Source organism: Pedobacter paludis, from assembly GCF_003173575.1.
GTDB classification, from domain to species: domain Bacteria; phylum Bacteroidota; class Bacteroidia; order Sphingobacteriales; family Sphingobacteriaceae; genus Pedobacter; species Pedobacter paludis.
In genome coordinates, this window is the sequence record NZ_QGNY01000002.1 from 799,744 (window position 1) to 818,996 (window position 19,253).

Consider the following 19,253-nt stretch of genomic DNA (forward strand, 5'->3'; position numbering starts at 1 on the left):
ATGATAACTAATCTAAAAGAAATATACAAGGGTAAAAAAGTATTTATAACTGGGCATACTGGATTTAAAGGATCCTGGTTATTAAAAATCCTTTCCATATTGGGAGCAGAAATTAGAGGTTACGCTCTTGAATCCCATACTGAAAATGATCTATTTAACCTTATAAATGGGCAACAAATTTGTGACTCGGTATTTGCAGATTTAAGGGATAGATCCACATTAACAAAAAATATTTTAGATTGTCAACCGGATTTTATCTTTCATTTAGCAGCTCAACCATTAGTTAGATTATCCTATCAGATTCCATCCGAGACCTTCGAAGTTAATGCAATCGGAACTGCCAACTTATTGGATGCTGTTCGACAAATGGAGAAAAAATGCTCAGTAGTTTTGATTACCACTGATAAGGTTTATCACAATAATGAATGGGATTACCCTTACAGGGAAAATGATCGTCTAGGTGGCTATGATCCCTATAGCGCCAGTAAAGCCTGTGCAGAATTAATTATCGATTCCTACCGCAATTCGTTTTTTAACAAGGCATCTTATGATCATCATCTAAAAGGAATAGCTGTAGGTAGAGCGGGAAATGTAATAGGAGGAGGAGATTGGTCTAAAGATCGACTGATTCCAGATATTGCAAGAGCTTTATCAAATGGCGACGAGGTTTCTGTGAGAAATCCAAAATCAGTTCGTCCTTGGCAACACGTTCTCGAGCCAGTAGTTGCTTATCTAATATTGGGGGCTAAACTGGCTGACGAACCGATAAAATTTAGTGATGCTTATAATTTCGGGCCATATGCAACCGACGCACTACCTGTTTCAGAAATGTTAGATCTTGCCATTCAGAGTTGGGGTAACGGAAGTTATAAAGTCGAGCAAGATATAAATCAACCTCATGAGGCCGGATTGTTAAAGCTTGATATCAGTAAAGCTATTAAAGAATTAAACTGGAAACCGAAACTTGATGCTGGGTCTGCCGTAGAAATGACAATGGATTGGTATAGGGAATTTAAACATAATAAAAATTCTATCGATCAATTTACTGATAGACAGATTTTAAAATATTTTAATGCATAAGGTTTTAATCACGGGCATAACGGGTTTTTTAGGGTCACGTATTGCTGAAAATCTAATAACAAATAATATCCAGGTTGTGGGGCTGAAACGGACTGAATCCAATACCTGGAGGTGCGCTGATTTTTATGATAATATTGATTGGATTGATCTTGATGAAAATAGAGCGTGGAAACAAAACATCCTAGATCATAATCCTTCTGTAATTATACACTGCGCATGGATTGGTGTCGAAGCAGATGATCGTGATAATTGGCAGATGCAATCACAAAACATATCCTTCATGATAGCACTTTTAGAGATTGCTCGTAATGTAAAACTCCAAAAATTTATTTTTTTAGGATCTCAAGCTGAATATGGGGTGGTGGATGGGAAAATTACTGAAACTGCAGCCACCAATGCTACCTCTGCCTATGGAAGTATTAAACTAGCTTCCTTAGAGATTATGAAAACTTTTTGTGAAATAAACCAGATAAATTGGATATGGTTGAGAATTTTCTCAATTTTTGGAGAAAAAGAAAACCATAATTGGTTAATTCCGTCTATAGTAAGGAAAATGCAAACAGACTCGCAAATGGATTTTACTATGGGTAAACAAAAATATGCATATTTATATGTAAAAGATTTTGCTAAAATCATATATGAAATAGTGATTAATTCAATTCAGTCAGGTATTTATAATATATCATCTGAACAAGCTATTGAACTGCGAACTTTAATTGACAAAATTAAAGAATACATTAATCCTGATTTTAAATTAAACTATGGGGCTATCCCTTATCGCCCGCATCAATCCATGCATATAGAAGGAGACATTACCAAAATTAAAGGACAACTAGGTAGAATTGATTTTACTGATTTTAACGTAGCTTTGCAACACACCCTAAATAATTACCTTAAAAAATGAATACAATTAAAGCATCCGATTTTATTGCTTACTTTTTGCAAAAAAAAGGCATAGAGAGTGTTTTTGAACTTTCTGGTGGAATGATTACTCATATATTGGACTCGCTACATCTGACTACGGATATTAAGATTATTACCATGCACCATGAGCAGGCTGCTGCATTTGCTGCAGAAGGCTATGCAAGAATAACTGGCCTCCCTGGAATAGCCCTGGCTACCAGTGGGCCAGGTGCTACTAATCTTTTGACAGGTATGGGGAGCTGTTTTTTTGATTCTACGCCAGCTATTTTTATAACAGGACAGGTGAACAGGCATGAACAAAAAGGAGATAGAGATATCCGTCAACTGGGGTTTCAGGAAACTGATATTGTTGCCATGGCTAAACCGATAACGAAAGCCTGTTTCTTAGTGAATGATCCAGAAGACTTAGAATCAGTTTTCGAACAGGCTTTTAAAATTGCATTAGAAGGTAGACCAGGGCCTGTTTTAATTGATATACCGATGGATGTTCAACGCTCTCAAATTACCTTAAAAAATAATTTCGCCATTGAAAAAGATGTGCCAAATATTGAAAAGGATTTATTAGAAGATCTTGTTAAAGATATACAGAATGCAAAACGGCCATTGATCTTATCAGGGCGAGGGATTAAAGCAGGAAATTCCCAAACTTTGTTTGATGATTTTGTAAAAAAAGTAAAAGTTCCAGTAATTACAACCCTGTTAGGACTAGACACGATATCTTTCGATGATGACCTTCGCGTAGGGTTTATCGGGAGTTATGGAAATCGGTGGGCTAATATTGCATTTGGAGAATGCGATTTGCTTATTGTACTTGGTAGTAGATTAGATATCAGGCAAACTGGTGCCGATACAAAATTTATTGAGAATCGTAAAATATACCATGTGGATTGTGAAATCGGAGAACTAAATAATCGTGTAATGGGATGTATCCCTATTCTTGCCCAATTGGACATATTTTTTAAAGAATTTGCCCAAACATCTGTAGATTTCAATGTATCAAACACCTGGATAAATAGAATAGAAGAATTAAAATCACTTTGGCCTGATATCAATGAACTTACCCCTACAGGAATAAACCCTAACAAATTTATGCATTCAATGTCAGGTAAGGGGCGAGCAGCGAAAGTTTATTTAGCTGATGTTGGAAGTCATCAAATGTGGGCTGCTCAGTCTTTAGAGTTATATAAGGGACAATCATTTCTTACATCTGGGGGCATGGGGGCTATGGGATTTTCTTTACCAGCAGGTATTGGGGCGTGTATCGCTCTAAATAATCAGCCTGTAGTTGTTATTGTTGGTGATGGCTGTATGCAAATTAATATTCAAGAATTGCAGACCATTGTCAGAAACAAGCTAAAGGTCAAAATTGTAGTCCTTAATAACAATACACTAGGAATGATCCGTCAGTTTCAGGATAGTTATTTTGAATCGCGCTATCAATCCACTTATTGGGGGTATAGTGCCCCTGATTTTTATAAAATTGCTACTGCTTACGGGATTGAAGCATTGACAATTGAACATCCTTACCAAGTAGAAGAAGGAGTAAATTGGCTCTGGAGCGATGAAAATGTAGATAAACCGCAACTTTTACAAGTTATGGTTGATCCACATACCAATACTTATCCTAAAATCGCTTTTGGTAAACCAATTACAGAAATGGAGCCTTTTGCAAAGCCCATAGAAATGGAAGGAACTTAGTTTTATTATATTAATCGTTATCATAAATATTGTATGTTACAGAACATAACCGATGCAACCCTTGAAAATACAATAAGGGAAATTGCTAAAAGAAAAACTACACAAATTATTGTACCAGGCCAAAACTATATTCCAGTTACTGGAAAGGTGCTTGATGAGGAAGACATCCTGTTAGGAGTTGACGCCGCTTTAGATGGCTGGTTAACAGCAGGTAGGTTTGCCAATAAATTTGAGCATGATTTTGCTGCGTATTTTGGCGCACACCGGGCGCTTCTTGTGAATTCTGGCTCGTCCGCAAATTTAGTTGCATTTTATGCACTCACCTCTCCTAAATTAGGTGATAGGGCCGTGAAACCTGGTGATGAGGTCATTACAGTAGCTGCAGGCTTTCCCACCACTATTAATCCATTGATTCAGTTTGGTGCTATCCCAGTATTTGTAGATGTAGATATTGCCACACATAATGTTCTATCAGCAGATATTGAGAAAGCTGTTTCTCCAAAAACAAAAGCAATCATGATTGCTCACTCTTTGGGAAATCCTTTTGATTTAGATGAAGTAATGAGAGTCGCAAAAAAATATAACCTTTGGGTGGTAGAGGATGATTGTGACTCATTGGGCGCTACTTACAAAGGGCAAAAAACAGGTACTTTCGGAGATATTTCAACATTTTCATTTTATCCTGCACATCACATTACCATGGGTGAAGGAGGAGCAGTACTAATCAATAATCCTGAACTGTCTAAGCTAGCTGAAAGTTTCAGAGATTGGGGAAGAGACTGTTATTGTGAGCCAGGTAAAGACAATACATGCGGATGCCGCTTTGGTCAACAATTGGGGAGTTTGCCTTTTGGATATGATCATAAATATACATACTCTCATATCGGATTTAACCTAAAAGTAACGGATATGCAGGCTGCTTTTGGTGTTTCACAAATAAAGAAAATTGATTCATTTGTTGAAAAAAGAAGAGAAAACTATGCAGCACTTTATGAAAGGATGAAAGAGTTTGAAGATGTATTTATCTTACCAGAACCAACCCCAAATTCTGAACCTTCATGGTTTGGTTTTCTTTTAACACTAAGAGAAGGCGACTCGAATGACCGTCACATGCTTGTTCAACATCTCGAGGAAAACAAAATTGGTACTCGCTTATTGTTTGGAGGAAATCTTCTCCGTCAACCTGCGTATGCCAATATTAATCATCGAGTTATTGGAGATTTAAAAAACACTGATACTATTATGAATCAGTCATTTTGGTTAGGGGTATGGCCAGGCTTAAATGTAGAGCATTATGATTATATAGCAAAAGTAATTAGAGATTATCTTGCTTAGTTGCTAATTCTCTATTTTACCAAACAATATCCCAAATATTAATGAAAGATATTTTATTAACTGTAGGTATTCCAACATTCAATGGCCAAGCCTACTTGGCCCAAGCTATAGAAAGCGTTTTATCTCAGCTTAACCAGAACAATTTAGCAGAAGTAGAAATCATTATATCGGATAACGCATCTACAGATGATACCGAACAAATAGTAAGAAAGTTTGCCAATACCTATTCAAATACAATAAAATATTTTAAAAACGAGGTTAATGTTGGGTTTGATCGAAATGTAGATTACTTATTTCGAAAAGCAGCTGGCCGTTATGTTCATGTATTGGGTGATGATGACTATTTGTCTGACAACGCGATCGACAAAATACTCGGTGTGATAAAAAGAGGAGTAGACTATGGTATTTTGTTATTGAATATTGGGTTTCTACATATTCCAACAAACACTGAATTACCTGTTGATAAACTTGATACCGAATTAGAATTTAAGAATAAGGATGAATTTTTCTTATGGAGTAAATGGAGAACTGCAGCAATTTCGTCAATTGTTGTAAGAAAGCAGGATTGGCTATGCTTAAGTTTAGATCAATATATGGGCAACCAATGGATTCATATCAGTGCGTTAATGGAAGTTATGGCTATTAATAGTAAGGCATATGCATTCCCTGATAAAATGGTTACTGTGAGGGTAGGAAACGCAAGGTGGAACAATAATGGTAACCAACTAAAATTAGGGCTGATTCATTTAAAGGTAATCTCCAGAATGTTAGAATTAGGTTATAAACCTGATACTTTCCAAACTTTTGTAAACGATCGTTTTAATAATAACCTCAAAGATATTATATTATTATCGCCTGTCAGTTTTAATGAACGAATAAAAATAGCGAGCTTAATGAAGCCTTTTTTTCGAAATCGCTTTACATTTTGGTTTTTACATCTTCCTACACTATTTATATTTGGTTATCCATTCCTCATACTCAAGCCGGTCGCTTTAGCTATAAAAAGGAAATTAAAATAGTAATGATTTTAAGTATAAATATAGGCATTCATGATTAAATATAACTTCAAGTGAAAATTTTATTTCATAACTTTCATACACGGCTAAATAGAGATAATCTTCTCTTTACAAGTGATAATACGGATATAGGGGACAATCTACTAACACCATTTAAGGTGATGAAAGATGAGGCTAAAAAAAGGGGTATAAATATCGGTACTTCCCACGTGATTAATAAAGAAGAAGCTGATGCAATGGTTTTTCTCGACCATCCTGGAATAAATAATGAAATGTTTCAATATGGAATTAAAAATGATATTCCACTTTTTTTAATCACCTTAGAAAGTCCAATAATTAAGTCTGAAATTTTTTCAACTGAATTGCATAATGCTTTCAAGAAAATACTTACCTGGTCGGATTGTTTGATTGCTAATGATTCAGGAAAATATACCAAAATCAATTATAGTTACAATATTAAAGCCAATTTTGAATTAGGAAAAAGAAACCGGGATCTAATTGTTATCAGTGGTAACAAAGTTAGTAAACACCCACAGGAACTTTATTCAGAACGCTTAAGGGTAATTAAATGGTATGAAAATCATAATAGGGGATATTTGGACTTATATGGTACGGATTGGGATATAAAAATTTTTCACAGTAACATATTAGGACTTATAGTAAATAAAATCAATAGAAAATACAAGTTAATTAAAAACAATTATTCCAGTTATAAAGGCAAAATTAAACGTAAAGCAGAGATTTTAGCTCAATACAACTTTTGTTTGTGCTTTGAAAATGCTTATGGCTTTAGTGGGTATATAACGGAGAAGATATTTGATTCGCTTATGGCAGGAGCGATTCCTATATATAAAGGAGCCGATAACATTGCAGAATATATACCTAAAAATTGTTATATCAACTACGATGATTTCTCAACCATAGGGGAAATGCACAAATTCCTTACTAATCTTACAGATAATGAGATTGTAGAATATCAGCTGGCAATCAGAAAATTTCTATCCTCAAGTGCTGTTGATGTATTTTCCATAGAAACATTTGTTAAAACTTCAATAGAAACCATAATAGATCAAACCAAATGCTTCTAACAATTGGAATACCAGTTTTTAATGGTCAGAAGTATATCGAAGAAGCTATAAAAGCTATAATAAAATGCGAACTAAGTTCGAATGAAGTTGAAATTATTATATGTGATAATGCTTCAACGGATAAGACTATCGAAATTGCTCAAACTTACAAAAGCGTTAAAGTAATCGAACATCAGGAAAACATCGGCTTTGACGGTAATTTGAACCGCATATTCAACTATGCTTGTGGAAAATATGTTTGGGCGATTGGTGCGGATGACCTCATTCTTGATAAGAATATAAATGATTTGGTTTCCCTTCTAAGGAACACAAACTGTGGAGTTATTTTCATAGGCGGGGTTGATTCAATAAGTGAGCCATATCGTATTTTAAGTAATCCAGAAGAATTTTTGATCATGTCTAATTTTCGGTCTGGGTTTTTTTCGAATAACATCATCCGTAAAAACCTTTGGGTAAACTGTGAACTCAAGCAATTTTTAGCAAGCGGTTGGATTCATTATGCTGTTATCCTTCAGGCGATATGTATGATGCCTACCATCGTAACAAGGAAGAAGCATGTAATCGAAAATCCAGGATCCAATGAAGTTAAAACCTGGAACAGAAATGGAGCTGGATTAATAGTAGGATTAAGATTGGTGGAAATATTTCAAGTTATGCCAAAATGGGGTTATGGTAAACAGTTTATCAAGCGAACCAAGGGCGTTATAAAAAACTCCTATCCGAGAGAAATTATCGTTTCAAAAATTAGAGGTTTGAAAGTATCAAAAAGCCTACTTGAAGATTTTATTAGATTGTTTAAAGAGTTTCCCTCATTTTGGTTACGGGATCTTTGGTTTTTGCTTATTCCATCTTTCTTGTATAAAATACCTGCATATGTCCTAAAGTTATTGAAATATGGGACCTAAGATCAAAGATTACTTTTTTAGTTTCTTAAGTATAGCTGTAAATATTGGTTGCAATTTGGTGATGGTACCTTTATATGTTAAATATTTTGGCACAATAAATTACGGAGTTTGGATTATTATTAATACAATTTTACAGTATTTGATGCTTGCTAATTTTGGCCTGCCAACAGCTCTGACCACAATCGCAACTAACTCATCAAATCCGGAAGATGTAATCGAGGTATTCAGAAAATCATTAAATATTATGGTTTCAATTGCTTCTGTGTTATTGGGCATAATTGCGCTACTTTATTTTGGCAGAATTCTCCCATTCGAGTTCTTTTTCGGAAAGACTGCACAAACCCAGTTTTATGGAACTGTGTTATTCTTAACTATAGCTTTTTATTTATTGCGCGCCCCATTTCAACTTGGATCATCCGTTTTTCTTATTTTGGGAAAAGTTGCCTTAAGCAAAAAATATGAAATTGTTAATAACCTAATCATCCCGGCGTCTTTCGTGGTGACGTACTATTACAAAGGAAATATTTCCTTTTATTCGGTATGTTGGAGTGTTTTATTGGTAATTTCTTCAATAGTAATGTACCTACATTCCCGGGCTTATTTATTTAAAACACACCAAGTAAAAATAGCTTCTTCTACTGTTAAGTACCCTCAGATTATGAAAATAAGTATGGGGTATTTTGCAATCAGCATGGGTGCATTACTAGTATGGAATACCGACAATCTGGTAATCGTTAACTTCTTGAAAGTAAGTGATGTAACTTCATATTCTTTAACCTTTAGAATATTTACAGCCTTCTTCTCGGTACTATTTACTTTAAACGCAATATTAATGCCTTTTTATGGAAAGTTTAATAGCAATAAAGACTATGACTCCATTCAGAAAAACTTTAAAAATTCGTTACTATTAATGACTATAATAGCGGGCCCGCTTTGCCTATTTATTTTTTTATTTAGCAAAGAAATTTTTCTCATCTGGACAAATAATCCAGTATTATATTTAGGATCTAATATCTTTTTATTTTTTGGTCTCTATACCATTGTTCTTTCTTGCATTAATTCTATAAGTGTTTTATTGTCGGCTTTAAAGAAGGTGAGACTTTTAGTTATCGCTACATTTACAGAAGGCATCGCAAATTTAATCTTGAGTATTTTACTAATTCGGAAATTTGGTGTTATCGGGGTAAGTATTGGGACTTTACTTGGAAGTTTAATAAGTTTAACCTTACTCTGTGTGTTCTTTAAAAAAGAAGTAGGTATTCCTGTGAAAATCCCTTTTGGATTATTGTTTCGGAATGTGATCATGCTAACCCTTACTATTATTCTAGTGTTCCTAACAAGCTTTACATTTTTTAATATTTTAATTAAGGGCCTGGCATTTCTTATCTTCTCATTAATTTATTTAGCAGTGAATAGCAAAGATATTTTTTCAATAATAAAAATAAGAAATGGAAAATTTGCCTAAGGTCTCAATTTGTATTCCCACTTACAATTCAGAAATGTATTTGGAAGAAACACTCTTTAGTATAGAAAATCAAACCTATAGTAATATCGAAGTTATTATTTCAGATAATTGTTCCACAGACAATACAATAGCGCTTATTAAAAAATTTGCAGCAAAAAATAATTGGACTTATATACTTAATGAGCAGAATATTGGAGCTGGCTTAAATATGAATAAGTTGATTACATCTGCAACTGGAGAATTTATAGCAATCTATCATTCTGATGATGTTTACGATTCAGAAATCGTCTCTAAATCAGTTTCATTTTTAACCACTAGCCCTGAATGTGGCTTTCTATCTACATTAGCAACAGTAATTGATTCAGATGGTAATGAATTGGGGATGCTAGATTTGCCAAAAAGCCTCAAGTCAAAGAAAAGAAATATATATAACTTCGAAGAGATTTTTGCGGCTATTCTAGATTCATTTTTGCCATTTTTGATTACTCCAACCGTAATGGTACGGAAGAGTGCCTATGATGAACTTGGACAATTTAAAATACATGAGAAATACAAATCTGCAGGCGATTATGAAATGTGGCTTAGGATTTTGAAAAAATTTCCAGCGGGTATAATCCCCGAATCTTTGGTAAAATACAGAAAGCATGCTCAACAAGGGTCTCAAAAAGAGATACGTGAAAATTATGGTCTACCCGACGGACTAATTGTTTATGAAGAATATGCCATCGGAAATAAACTTTTAGAAAAAAAATATCAGAGGGTGTACTCGTATTTATTAATGTTACAGGTATTGAAACTTAACGATAAAAAGGATTTTCAAAATAGCGCTGAAATGGTAAAACTCATTCAAAGAAATGGAAATTATAGTTATAGTGCACTTGCCACATTGTTTAATATCTTTAATTATACTTCAATTCGGTTTAATATCAATTATCTTAATGGCGTAAAACGCATGTTTTTAAGCACAAAAGGTAAATAATGTTAGTATACTGGTCCATTTTTGCAATAATTTCCATTGTATCTTTAGTTCCACTAAAAACTAAAGAGAGGCAACTATTTTGTGTTTTGACAGGAATATTATTAATATTTTTGGCGGGTTCCCGAGCCGCTATTACTGCAGATTATGATACTTATTTAGCTAAATATAATGCATTTAAGGCTGGAGATGTTGATGAAGGTATAGAGTTTTCTTATAAACTTATATGCGATTTCGTAGCCGAAACAGTCGATCACTTTAACGGGGTGTTAATAATTTATGCTTTTTTAACTATTGTGCCAATAACTTATGCATTGATTGTTGAAACAAAAGCATCTTTGTTAGTTTTTCCATATTTTTATTCTTATTATTTTTTTCTTCATCCAATGACCCAGATACGTGAAGCTGTAGCCGCAGCAATGCTTCTAGTGTCTTTACAATTTGTAAAAGAAAAAAAATTGTTGTTATTTCTTATTACCATTGCAGTTGGTTCATTCTTTCACGTCTCCTTAATGTTATTTTTGCCGTTTTACTACATATTAAACCGTGTAAAGCTTACACTTAAAACAGCATGTATTTGTTTCATTATTTGTCTAGGCATTTCTCAAATTCATTTGTTGAATTTGGTGTTGGGGTATGATTTGAGCAATGATTCTTATATTATAGCAAAATTATACGCACATAAAAGTACAATTGAAGCAGGCTTCGGTGAGCGAACAGCCGGTGTTTATATTCTAATGATCTATGCCAAAATACTGTTTAACTTTTTCCTAAGGTACAAGCAAAAGATTATCGGAAAGAATAATGACTATTTTCAAATCTTTCTAAATTTGCATTTCTTCGGTTGCTTAAGCTATTTGATACTTTCTGATTTACACATTGTTGCAGGAAGGGTGTCAGAACTTTTATGTATTGTAGAGATTTTTTTAGTGCCCTATTTAGTTTATATATTCAAGCCCCGTATTGCAGGGAAAATTTTGATTTTATGCATATGTCTATTTCAATTAGTCATATCTCTTTATGTGGTAATTCTGAGTGGACCATATCAAGTAGGCTTTTAGTATGAGGCATTATTTTTGTATACTGGTTATACATGTAAAAAAAAATGATTAATTGAAACTTTGGGTTCTTATATGTACTTGGATAATTTTAAAACTGTGTATTATAAATCAAAAAATAAATTGATGTTTGTAAATCCTTCACTGAAATCTGGAGGAGGTAATCGGGTTTTTGTCGAATTGTCAAACTTATTGACCGAACGCTTTGAAAGTGTTTCTATTCTTTATCCAAATAATTCCAAAGATAGATCACACTATTATATTAATGAGAATGTTACTTTGTTGCCTGTAGGAAGAGTTTCAACAAGTATTTTCAAAAAAATATTAAATGTTTTCTCATCAATAAGGGAAATCAAAAAAATTCTGGATGAGGATTCCGAAATGATTAGCATAATATCAGATCCTATACTTTCTATTTTTTATATGACCTTGCCAAAAAAATATAAAAAAAGAACATACAGATTTGTACAAGCTGATGACTACCGCATCTACGATGATTTGTATATTCTAAAAAATAAAATCATATTATCTGTATATAAAAACTTGTGTTTAAAGAGTTATTCAGATGTAGATCATTTATTATTTAATTCTGTTTATACCTATAATCAGTTTAAAAATTTGGTTCCTAATACTGATGCAAGTTTGAAAATAGTTCATCCAGGCATAAACACTTCTGTTTTTTACAATAGGAAAACAAGAGTTAGTAACCAATTTAACATTTGCCTTGTTGCAAGAAAACATCCCTGGAAGGGTTTTATTGATTTTATATCCGCTTGGAATTCAATAGATCAATCTGTAAAAGAACAAATAAATAATATATTCATAATTAGCCATGATGATTTGGGAGAATTCAACTTACCTGAAAAAGCTAAAATTATAAAACCTAGTAGTGATATTCAAATATCGGAAGTTATGAATTTAGCTCAAATATTTATTTCAACCTCATGGTGGGAGGGATTCGGCTTACCACCACTAGAAGCAATGGCTTGTGGTTGTGCAGTTCTTTGCAGTAATTCTAAAGGGATATTAGAATATGCTCTTGACAGGCAAAATTGCATGATATATGAGCCTAAAAATGTTGGGCAGTTAACTAATAACCTAACTAAGTTAATATTAGATGCGCCATTGCGAAATCGGCTGGCTGCAGCCGCAGAAGTTAATGCTCAGAAATTTACATGGCAGAATGCTGCTAGGCAGTTTTCGGGTATCCTAAATGAAAACTCATGACATATTTATTTTTTAAACATTTAATCAATTTATAGTGGCTAATTATACGGGAAGTATTGTACTGTTTAAAAATGAGAAAGCTACGCTTGGCAAGGCAATCAAGAGTTATTTAGATGCTACAAAAGGTAATAGTAGTAAGCTGTATTTAATTGATAATTCACCAACCGATGATCTAAAGGATCTTGCTACCGAAAGCAATATTATTTATGTTCATAACCCAGGTAATCCTGGCTTTGGCAGTGCACACAATTTGGCCATTCAAAGGGCAATTGACAGCAATTCAAAATATCATTTTATCATAAATCCAGATATTCAATTTAATGAAGGCGTGGTTCTGGAGATGGTCCGTTATATGGAGCTAGATCCGAAGATCGGGATGTTAATGCCTAAAGTATTAAATAGTGATGGCTCAATACAATTTTTACCAAAGCTTTTACCAAGTATGTTTTGGATATTCCGACGAAAACTCAAAAAGATTGATTTGAGCAGTAAAAAATTTATAGATAATTACGAACTCCGTAGAGTGCCCGAGTCAAAAATTTATAATTCTCCTATCCTTTCCGGATGTTTCACCCTTTTAAGTTTAAATGCAATAAAGGATGTAGGGGCATACGATGATAAATTTTTTATGTACTTCGAAGATTTCGATCTTTCACGCAGAATGCACGCTAAATATAAAACCATTTACTATCCAAAAGTGGCAGTTTATCATGGATATGAGGGGGGAGCAAATAAAAGCATCAAACTATTTGTGATTTTTTTAAAGTCTATGATTACATACTTCGACAAATGGGGTTGGATCTTTGATTCTAAAAGAAAAGAAATAAATCATAAGGCATTAGCTCAATTCAAATGAACAAGATTATTATATTAGGAGCCACGGGTTTTGTTGGGAAAAATTTAGTGTTATATCTAAAAAACTCAGGCATAGTAATTAGATCAATTGGCCGTAATGAAATGTCATTTACAAATGAGTTTTTAAAAACTGATGCCATAATTCATCTTGCTGGCAAAGCACACGACCTAAAAAAAACATCAAATCCAGATGAATACTATCAGGTAAATTACGAGCTTACTAAAAAACTTTATGATGCGTTTTTAAAATCAGGTGCAAAAAAATTTATTTTCATAAGTTCTGTTAAAGCAAGTGCTGATTCTGTTCTGGAGATTCTTAGTGAAGACGATTTACCTGATCCAAAAACCCATTACGGCAAATCCAAGTTAAAGGCAGAAGAGTATATTACGATGCAACCTTTACCAGAAGGTAAATCTTATTATATTTTAAGGCCATGTATGATTCATGGTCCAGGTAATAAGGGCAATTTAAATTTACTTTATAAATTTGTTCAGAAAGGGATTCCTTATCCGCTAGCTGCATTTGAAAATAAGCGGTCATTTTTGAGTGTAGAAAATTTATGTTTTGTCATCAAATCCTTATTAAAAAAAGATATTCCCTCCGGAATCTATAATGTAGCAGATGATGAAGCTTTATCGACCAATGAAGTCGTTGGGATTCTTTCAGAGTCAGTAGGGAAAAAACCAAAATTATGGAGGATCTCTTCTAAATTAATTCGATTTGTTGCGAAGATTGGAGATTTTATTAAACTGCCCTTAAACACAGAACGGCTAGATAAACTAACTGAAAATTATATTGTTAGCAATTCGAAAATTAAAAAAGCAATCATCAGCGAATTGCCTTTTTCTGCGAAGGAAGGATTAAAAATAACAGCCAACTCTTTCAGAAAGCCCATTGTTTAATATCTTTGTCGAAATCTTTAAGCGGTAGAATAAACTACTTTTGCTTTATTAAATAAGTACAATGTCTATTGTTTTTGCAGTCATAATTCTACTATGCTTATTTGCTCTTGAACTAGTCTATTTCAAACTTGCAGACCATTTTAATATCATTGATAAGCCCAATCATCGAAGTTCCCATAGTTCCGTTACGATTCGTGGAGGAGGGGTTATTTTTGGTTTAGGAGCCATATTGTTTTTCTTTTTCTTTGGCTTTCAGTTTCCATTCTTTATTGCTGGGCTTTTTTCCATCGCGTTAATTAGCCTTTTGGATGATATCCACACCCTAAATAATAAAGTTAGGTTGAGTATTCATTTAATCTCTGTTTTGCTGCTTTTCTATCAATGGGATTTATTTGCAATGCCTTGTTATTGGATTGTAATTGCCTTAATATTTGTGATCGGAACTATTAATGCATACAATTTTATGGATGGGATCAATGGCATCACCGGTTTTTATAGTATTTTGGCGATTGTAACACTATACTGCATTAATAGTTACATTACTCCTTATACCTCATCCGCTTTATTGATCACTGTAGGTCTTTCATTAGTCGTTTTCAATTTTTTCAACTTCAGACAGAGGGCAAAGTGTTTCGCAGGAGATGTTGGGAGTATTAGTATTGCATTTATAATCATTTTTTTGATTGGACAACTCATTCTTAAAACATATAACTTTAGCTATATCTTGTTGTTATTGGTTTATGGCTTAGATGCTGTTGTAACCATAGGATTTAGGGTTTTGCGAAAGGAAAATATTTTTGAGGCACACCGAAGCCATTTTTACCAGTATCTTTCCAATGAATTGAAATGGCCACATTTGGTAGTTTCTACATTATATTTCTGTGTACAGGGCCTGATTAATTGTTTTGTCATTTTTGTTGTTAAAGATTCTTTAATTTTAAGCCTTAGCTTAATTCTTATATCCGCTATTCTATTCCTTTCAATTCGTTTTTCAGTAGAAGGAAAAACAAAATTACTATCAAAAGTGTAAAATATTGGCAAGGTACTTGCACTAAATATAGTTAGGTAATTATATTTTTACTTTGATATAAATTTATACTTACATTTACAAAAATTTAGCCTATAGTATTTTGTTTACGCAAATTAATATTGTTCCACGCTGGATCATCTTCTTATTAGATTTGATCATATGCACCTGTTCTTTAGTTTTTGCTTATTCGCTAAAGCATAATTTGGATGTAACGGATGTAGAAATCCCTGAACTGGCACGCAACCTTCTTATTATGGGGGTAATTAATATTGCTGTTTTTCTTCATATCAAAACCTTTACTGGTATTATTCGCTATACGAGTGCCCAAGATTCCTTTAGAATTCTTTTTTCTGTTGTAATTAGTAATGGAACTTTTTTTGTACTTAACCTCATTTACATTACTTTTTTTGGATCTGCACTTATTTCCAACACGATTTTAATTACCAATGGCTTAACCAGTTTTTTGTTTTTGATTACTTACAGGGTTCTCATCAAATATTTCTTTCTATACATCAAAAATTTAAATCTTGATAAGGTAAAAGTTATTATATACGGAGCCGGAGAGGCCGGATTAGCCACTAAAAGAACTTTTGATCATGACGGTAGCGTAAATAAAAGCATTGTTGCTTTTGTTGATGATGATGAACGTAAGGTAGGCAAAGCTATTGATGGGGTGAAGATTTTGGATGCCAAAAATTTAGAAGCCTTGATTCAAAAACATGAGCTCGATGAGATCATATTTGCATCCTATACAATCCCTGATGAAAGAAAAGATCAAATTGTTGATCTATGTCTTGAAAATGATATTAAGATCTTAAACATACCTCCCCCAGATGTTTGGGAGAATGGAAAGCTTCAGCCCACCCAAATTCAGAAATTAAATATTGAAGATCTCCTAAACCGTAAATCGATTAAAATAGACATTGAGGGTATTGGGAAGATGCTTCACAATAAACGAATTCTTATCACTGGAGCTGCGGGCTCTATAGGGAGTGAGATTGTACGTCAATTATCAAAATTTGATATAGGTTTGGTCATTTTGTGCGATCAATCTGAAACCGCGTTGCATGAGCTTTATTTAGAGTTAGAAGAAACCAATCGAAACAAAAATTTCCATGCTTTTGTTGGCGATGTTCGCGACAATCAGCGAATGGATAAGTTATTTGATACCTATAAACCGCATTATGTATACCATGCGGCAGCCTATAAGCATGTACCTTTAATGGAAGACAATCCTGCTGAAGCGATTAAGGCCAATGTTTTAGGAACGAAAACCATTGCTGATATGTCTGTTAAATACGGTGTTCAGAAATTTGTAATGATTTCTACCGATAAGGCCGTTAACCCAACCAACATTATGGGTGCTTCAAAAAGAATTGCCGAAATTTATGTTCAATCTTTAAATAACTCACTTAGCACTAAAGATTTTATTTTCAGTAATGGATTAAGCTATATTAATGAATTAGAAGTTAAGCCCATCACCAAATTTATTACGACTCGTTTTGGAAATGTATTGGGCTCAAATGGTTCTGTTATTCCCCGTTTTAGACAACAAATTGAAAAGGGCGGTCCTGTAACGGTTACCCACCCTGAAATTACCCGTTATTTTATGACTATTCCAGAGGCCTGCAGATTGGTTTTGGAAGCTGGTTGTATGGGACAAGGAGGTGAAATCTTTGTGTTCGACATGGGTAAATCTGTTAAAATAGTTGAGCTGGCTAAAAAGATGATCAGATTAGCAGGTTTAGAACCAAACGTTGATATTAAAATAGAGTATTCTGGATTAAGGCCAGGAGAGAAGCTTTATGAAGAATTACTTAATGATAATGAAAATACGATGCCAACACATCATGAAAAAATTATGATTGGCAAGGTAAGAGAATACGTATTCGCAGATGTTGAAGAACAAATCTATCAATTAATTACTACTGCAAAATCGGGTAATGATCGACAAGTCGTAATCAATATGAAAAAACTTGTTCCTGAATTTAAAAGTAAAAACTCCATATTTGAAGAGTTAGATACACTTATAAAAGAATAAAAATTAATGAAAAAACATTTACTAATGGCCGTAATGGCCTTTTTTGTTTTAAACGCGAAAGCACAGAATGCTACGCCCAACAATATTATTCCTTATGATTACCAGTTTTATCAAAAGCTTAGTCCAGCAGTTTATGATCAAAACTCAAAATTTCACTCTTCTATTAAAGGCTTCTACTCTGACGACGATTTATTAAAATTACGTTATGATTCGCTGATGAATTATGGTACAGACAGTCTCAATAAAAGAAGTTGGGTTCACCGCAAGCTTTTTCAAGAGCATTTATTAGAGTTTAAAAGTGATGATTATAATATTTATGCAGATTTTCTTCCCGATTTTCAAATTGGTAGAGATGTGAGCAATAACCGAACAACCTGGTTAAATACCAGAGGATTTCAGGTTGGCGGAAATGTAGGTAAGGAATTTTCATTTTATTTAAATGGATTTGAGAATCAAGGCAAGTTTGCGAAATATGTAAATGATTACATTGTGAAAAATCAAGTTGTACCTGGTCAAGGTTTTGGAAAACTTGGTGTAGATAAACAAGATTGGTCGTACGTTACTGCTTTGATTTCTTATACTCCAAGCAAATACTTAAATTTTGCCTTGGGTTATGATAAAAACTTTATTGGTGATGGTTACCGTTCCATGTTACTATCTGATGTTTCTTCAAATTATTCTTTCTTCAGAGTCAGAGCAAGCTTAGGCAGTGTACAATATCAAACGATATTTGCGTATATGTTAGATCCTGGGGCAGAAAAACTTACAACAGATAGAAGATTAGGCGATAGAGGCAAATGGATGGCTGCCCACTATTTAGATTGGAATGCAACTAAACGTTTTTCAGTTGGTTTTTTTCAGGCCGTGACTTGGGCTGATGCTGAAGTTGAAGGAAAAAGAGGATTTGATTTCAATTATATCCACCCTTTCATATTCTTAAGGCCGGTAGAAAATACCAATACCACCTCGCCAGATAAAATGCGTTTAGGCTTAAATCTTAAATATGAACTGTTAAAGAAAACCAGTCTTTATGGGCAATTTATGTTTGACGAGTTTACCGCAAAAGAATTTTTCGCGGGAAATGGTTATTGGGCAAATAAATTCGCCATTCAGTTTGGCGTTCGCGGATCTGATTTATTTAAAGTTACGGGATTGAATTACCTAGCTGAGTTTAACACAGCTAGACCATATACTTATACTCATTTCGATCGAATTTCTAATTACTCAAATTACAATCAGCCTTTGGCTCATCCGTATGGTGCAAACTTTAGAGAATTTTTAGGCATTTTAAGCTATAGTTATAAAAGGTTTGACTTTCAAGGGCAAGCGCTTTATTCGAGATACGGGCTTGATCCTGATGGCACAAATTATGGTGGTGATATTTTCAAAAGTTATGAAACTCGTTCCGTTCAATATGGTAGCCATATTGGCCAAGGGATAGGAACTGATTTATACTATGCCAAAGGTCAAATTGCTTATGTTTTAAATCCAAAATACAACCTGCGCTTAGAACTTGCAGGTACGTTTAGAAGAGAAAGCAATGTTTTAGGAACAAATAATACTGGCTTATTTACCATTGGTTTAAGAAGCACCTTCAGAAATATCTATCACGATTTTTAGGATTTCACCCCTAAAATGAAAATCCCCATCTG

16 protein-coding genes are annotated in these 19,253 nt (G+C 33.7%); all 16 read left to right on the top strand.

Annotation, left to right across the window (positions count from 1 at the left end):
* The 16 genes from rfbG (at position 1) to DF947_RS08045 (ending at position 19,221) form a co-directional block, all read left to right on the top strand.
* Positions 1 to 1,080: a CDP-glucose 4,6-dehydratase gene (gene rfbG, locus DF947_RS07970; RefSeq protein ID WP_109929222.1), complete on the top strand. Its 1,080-nt coding sequence runs from the start codon at positions 1 to 3 to the stop codon at positions 1,078 to 1,080.
* On the top strand, positions 1,073 to 1,984 hold the full coding sequence (locus tag DF947_RS07975) for an NAD-dependent epimerase/dehydratase family protein (protein WP_109929156.1): 912 nt from the start codon (positions 1,073 to 1,075) through the stop codon (positions 1,982 to 1,984). Before rfbG ends, DF947_RS07975 begins: the two co-directional genes overlap by 8 nt.
* Positions 1,981 to 3,702 (top strand): thiamine pyrophosphate-binding protein, encoded by a 1,722-nt coding sequence (locus DF947_RS07980; RefSeq protein ID WP_240615335.1) that lies wholly within the window; start codon positions 1,981 to 1,983, stop codon positions 3,700 to 3,702. The genes DF947_RS07975 and DF947_RS07980 overlap by 4 nt, the downstream gene beginning before the upstream one ends.
* A 33-nt stretch (positions 3,703 to 3,735) precedes the next feature.
* The gene (rfbH, locus tag DF947_RS07985; RefSeq protein ID WP_109929157.1) at positions 3,736 to 5,037 is read left to right on the top strand and encodes a lipopolysaccharide biosynthesis protein RfbH; all 1,302 of its coding nucleotides are present in this window, start codon (positions 3,736 to 3,738) and stop codon (positions 5,035 to 5,037) included.
* Between the two features lie 41 nt (positions 5,038 to 5,078).
* Complete coding sequence (locus DF947_RS07990) at positions 5,079 to 6,056, top strand: glycosyltransferase family 2 protein (protein WP_109929158.1); 978 nt, start codon at positions 5,079 to 5,081, stop codon at positions 6,054 to 6,056.
* Positions 6,057 to 6,106: 50 nt separating this feature from the next.
* Positions 6,107 to 7,141, top strand: a complete 1,035-nt coding sequence (locus DF947_RS07995) for a glycosyltransferase family 10 domain-containing protein (protein WP_146202885.1) — start codon at positions 6,107 to 6,109, stop codon at positions 7,139 to 7,141.
* Positions 7,132 to 8,046: a glycosyltransferase family 2 protein gene (locus tag DF947_RS08000; RefSeq protein ID WP_109929160.1), complete on the top strand. Its 915-nt coding sequence runs from the start codon at positions 7,132 to 7,134 to the stop codon at positions 8,044 to 8,046. The genes DF947_RS07995 and DF947_RS08000 overlap by 10 nt, the downstream gene beginning before the upstream one ends.
* Positions 8,036 to 9,511: an MATE family efflux transporter gene (locus DF947_RS08005; RefSeq protein ID WP_109929161.1), complete on the top strand. Its 1,476-nt coding sequence runs from the start codon at positions 8,036 to 8,038 to the stop codon at positions 9,509 to 9,511. Before DF947_RS08000 ends, DF947_RS08005 begins: the two co-directional genes overlap by 11 nt.
* Complete coding sequence (locus DF947_RS08010) at positions 9,495 to 10,490, top strand: glycosyltransferase (RefSeq protein ID WP_109929162.1); 996 nt, start codon at positions 9,495 to 9,497, stop codon at positions 10,488 to 10,490. Before DF947_RS08005 ends, DF947_RS08010 begins: the two co-directional genes overlap by 17 nt.
* A gap of 86 nt (positions 10,491 to 10,576) precedes the next feature.
* The gene (locus DF947_RS08015) at positions 10,577 to 11,548 is read left to right on the top strand and encodes an EpsG family protein (RefSeq protein ID WP_158526242.1); all 972 of its coding nucleotides are present in this window, start codon (positions 10,577 to 10,579) and stop codon (positions 11,546 to 11,548) included.
* A 78-nt stretch (positions 11,549 to 11,626) separates the two neighbouring features.
* Positions 11,627 to 12,772: a glycosyltransferase family 4 protein gene (locus DF947_RS08020; RefSeq protein ID WP_158526243.1), complete on the top strand. Its 1,146-nt coding sequence runs from the start codon at positions 11,627 to 11,629 to the stop codon at positions 12,770 to 12,772.
* Positions 12,773 to 12,806: 34 nt separating this feature from the next.
* Positions 12,807 to 13,628 carry a glycosyltransferase gene (locus tag DF947_RS08025; protein WP_109929165.1) on the top strand — a complete coding sequence of 274 codons (822 nt, stop codon included), beginning with the start codon at positions 12,807 to 12,809 and terminating at the stop codon, positions 13,626 to 13,628.
* Positions 13,625 to 14,530 (top strand): NAD-dependent epimerase/dehydratase family protein, encoded by a 906-nt coding sequence (locus tag DF947_RS08030; RefSeq protein ID WP_109929166.1) that lies wholly within the window; start codon positions 13,625 to 13,627, stop codon positions 14,528 to 14,530. The genes DF947_RS08025 and DF947_RS08030 overlap by 4 nt, the downstream gene beginning before the upstream one ends.
* 61 nt (positions 14,531 to 14,591) lie before the next feature.
* Positions 14,592 to 15,560 carry an MraY family glycosyltransferase gene (locus tag DF947_RS08035; RefSeq protein ID WP_109929167.1) on the top strand — a complete coding sequence of 323 codons (969 nt, stop codon included), beginning with the start codon at positions 14,592 to 14,594 and terminating at the stop codon, positions 15,558 to 15,560.
* A gap of 100 nt (positions 15,561 to 15,660) precedes the next feature.
* Positions 15,661 to 17,601 (top strand): nucleoside-diphosphate sugar epimerase/dehydratase, encoded by a 1,941-nt coding sequence (locus DF947_RS08040; RefSeq protein WP_109929168.1) that lies wholly within the window; start codon positions 15,661 to 15,663, stop codon positions 17,599 to 17,601.
* A 6-nt stretch (positions 17,602 to 17,607) separates the two neighbouring features.
* The gene (locus tag DF947_RS08045; RefSeq protein ID WP_109929169.1) at positions 17,608 to 19,221 is read left to right on the top strand and encodes a gliding motility protein RemB; all 1,614 of its coding nucleotides are present in this window, start codon (positions 17,608 to 17,610) and stop codon (positions 19,219 to 19,221) included.
* Positions 19,222 to 19,253: the final 32 nt, after the last annotated feature.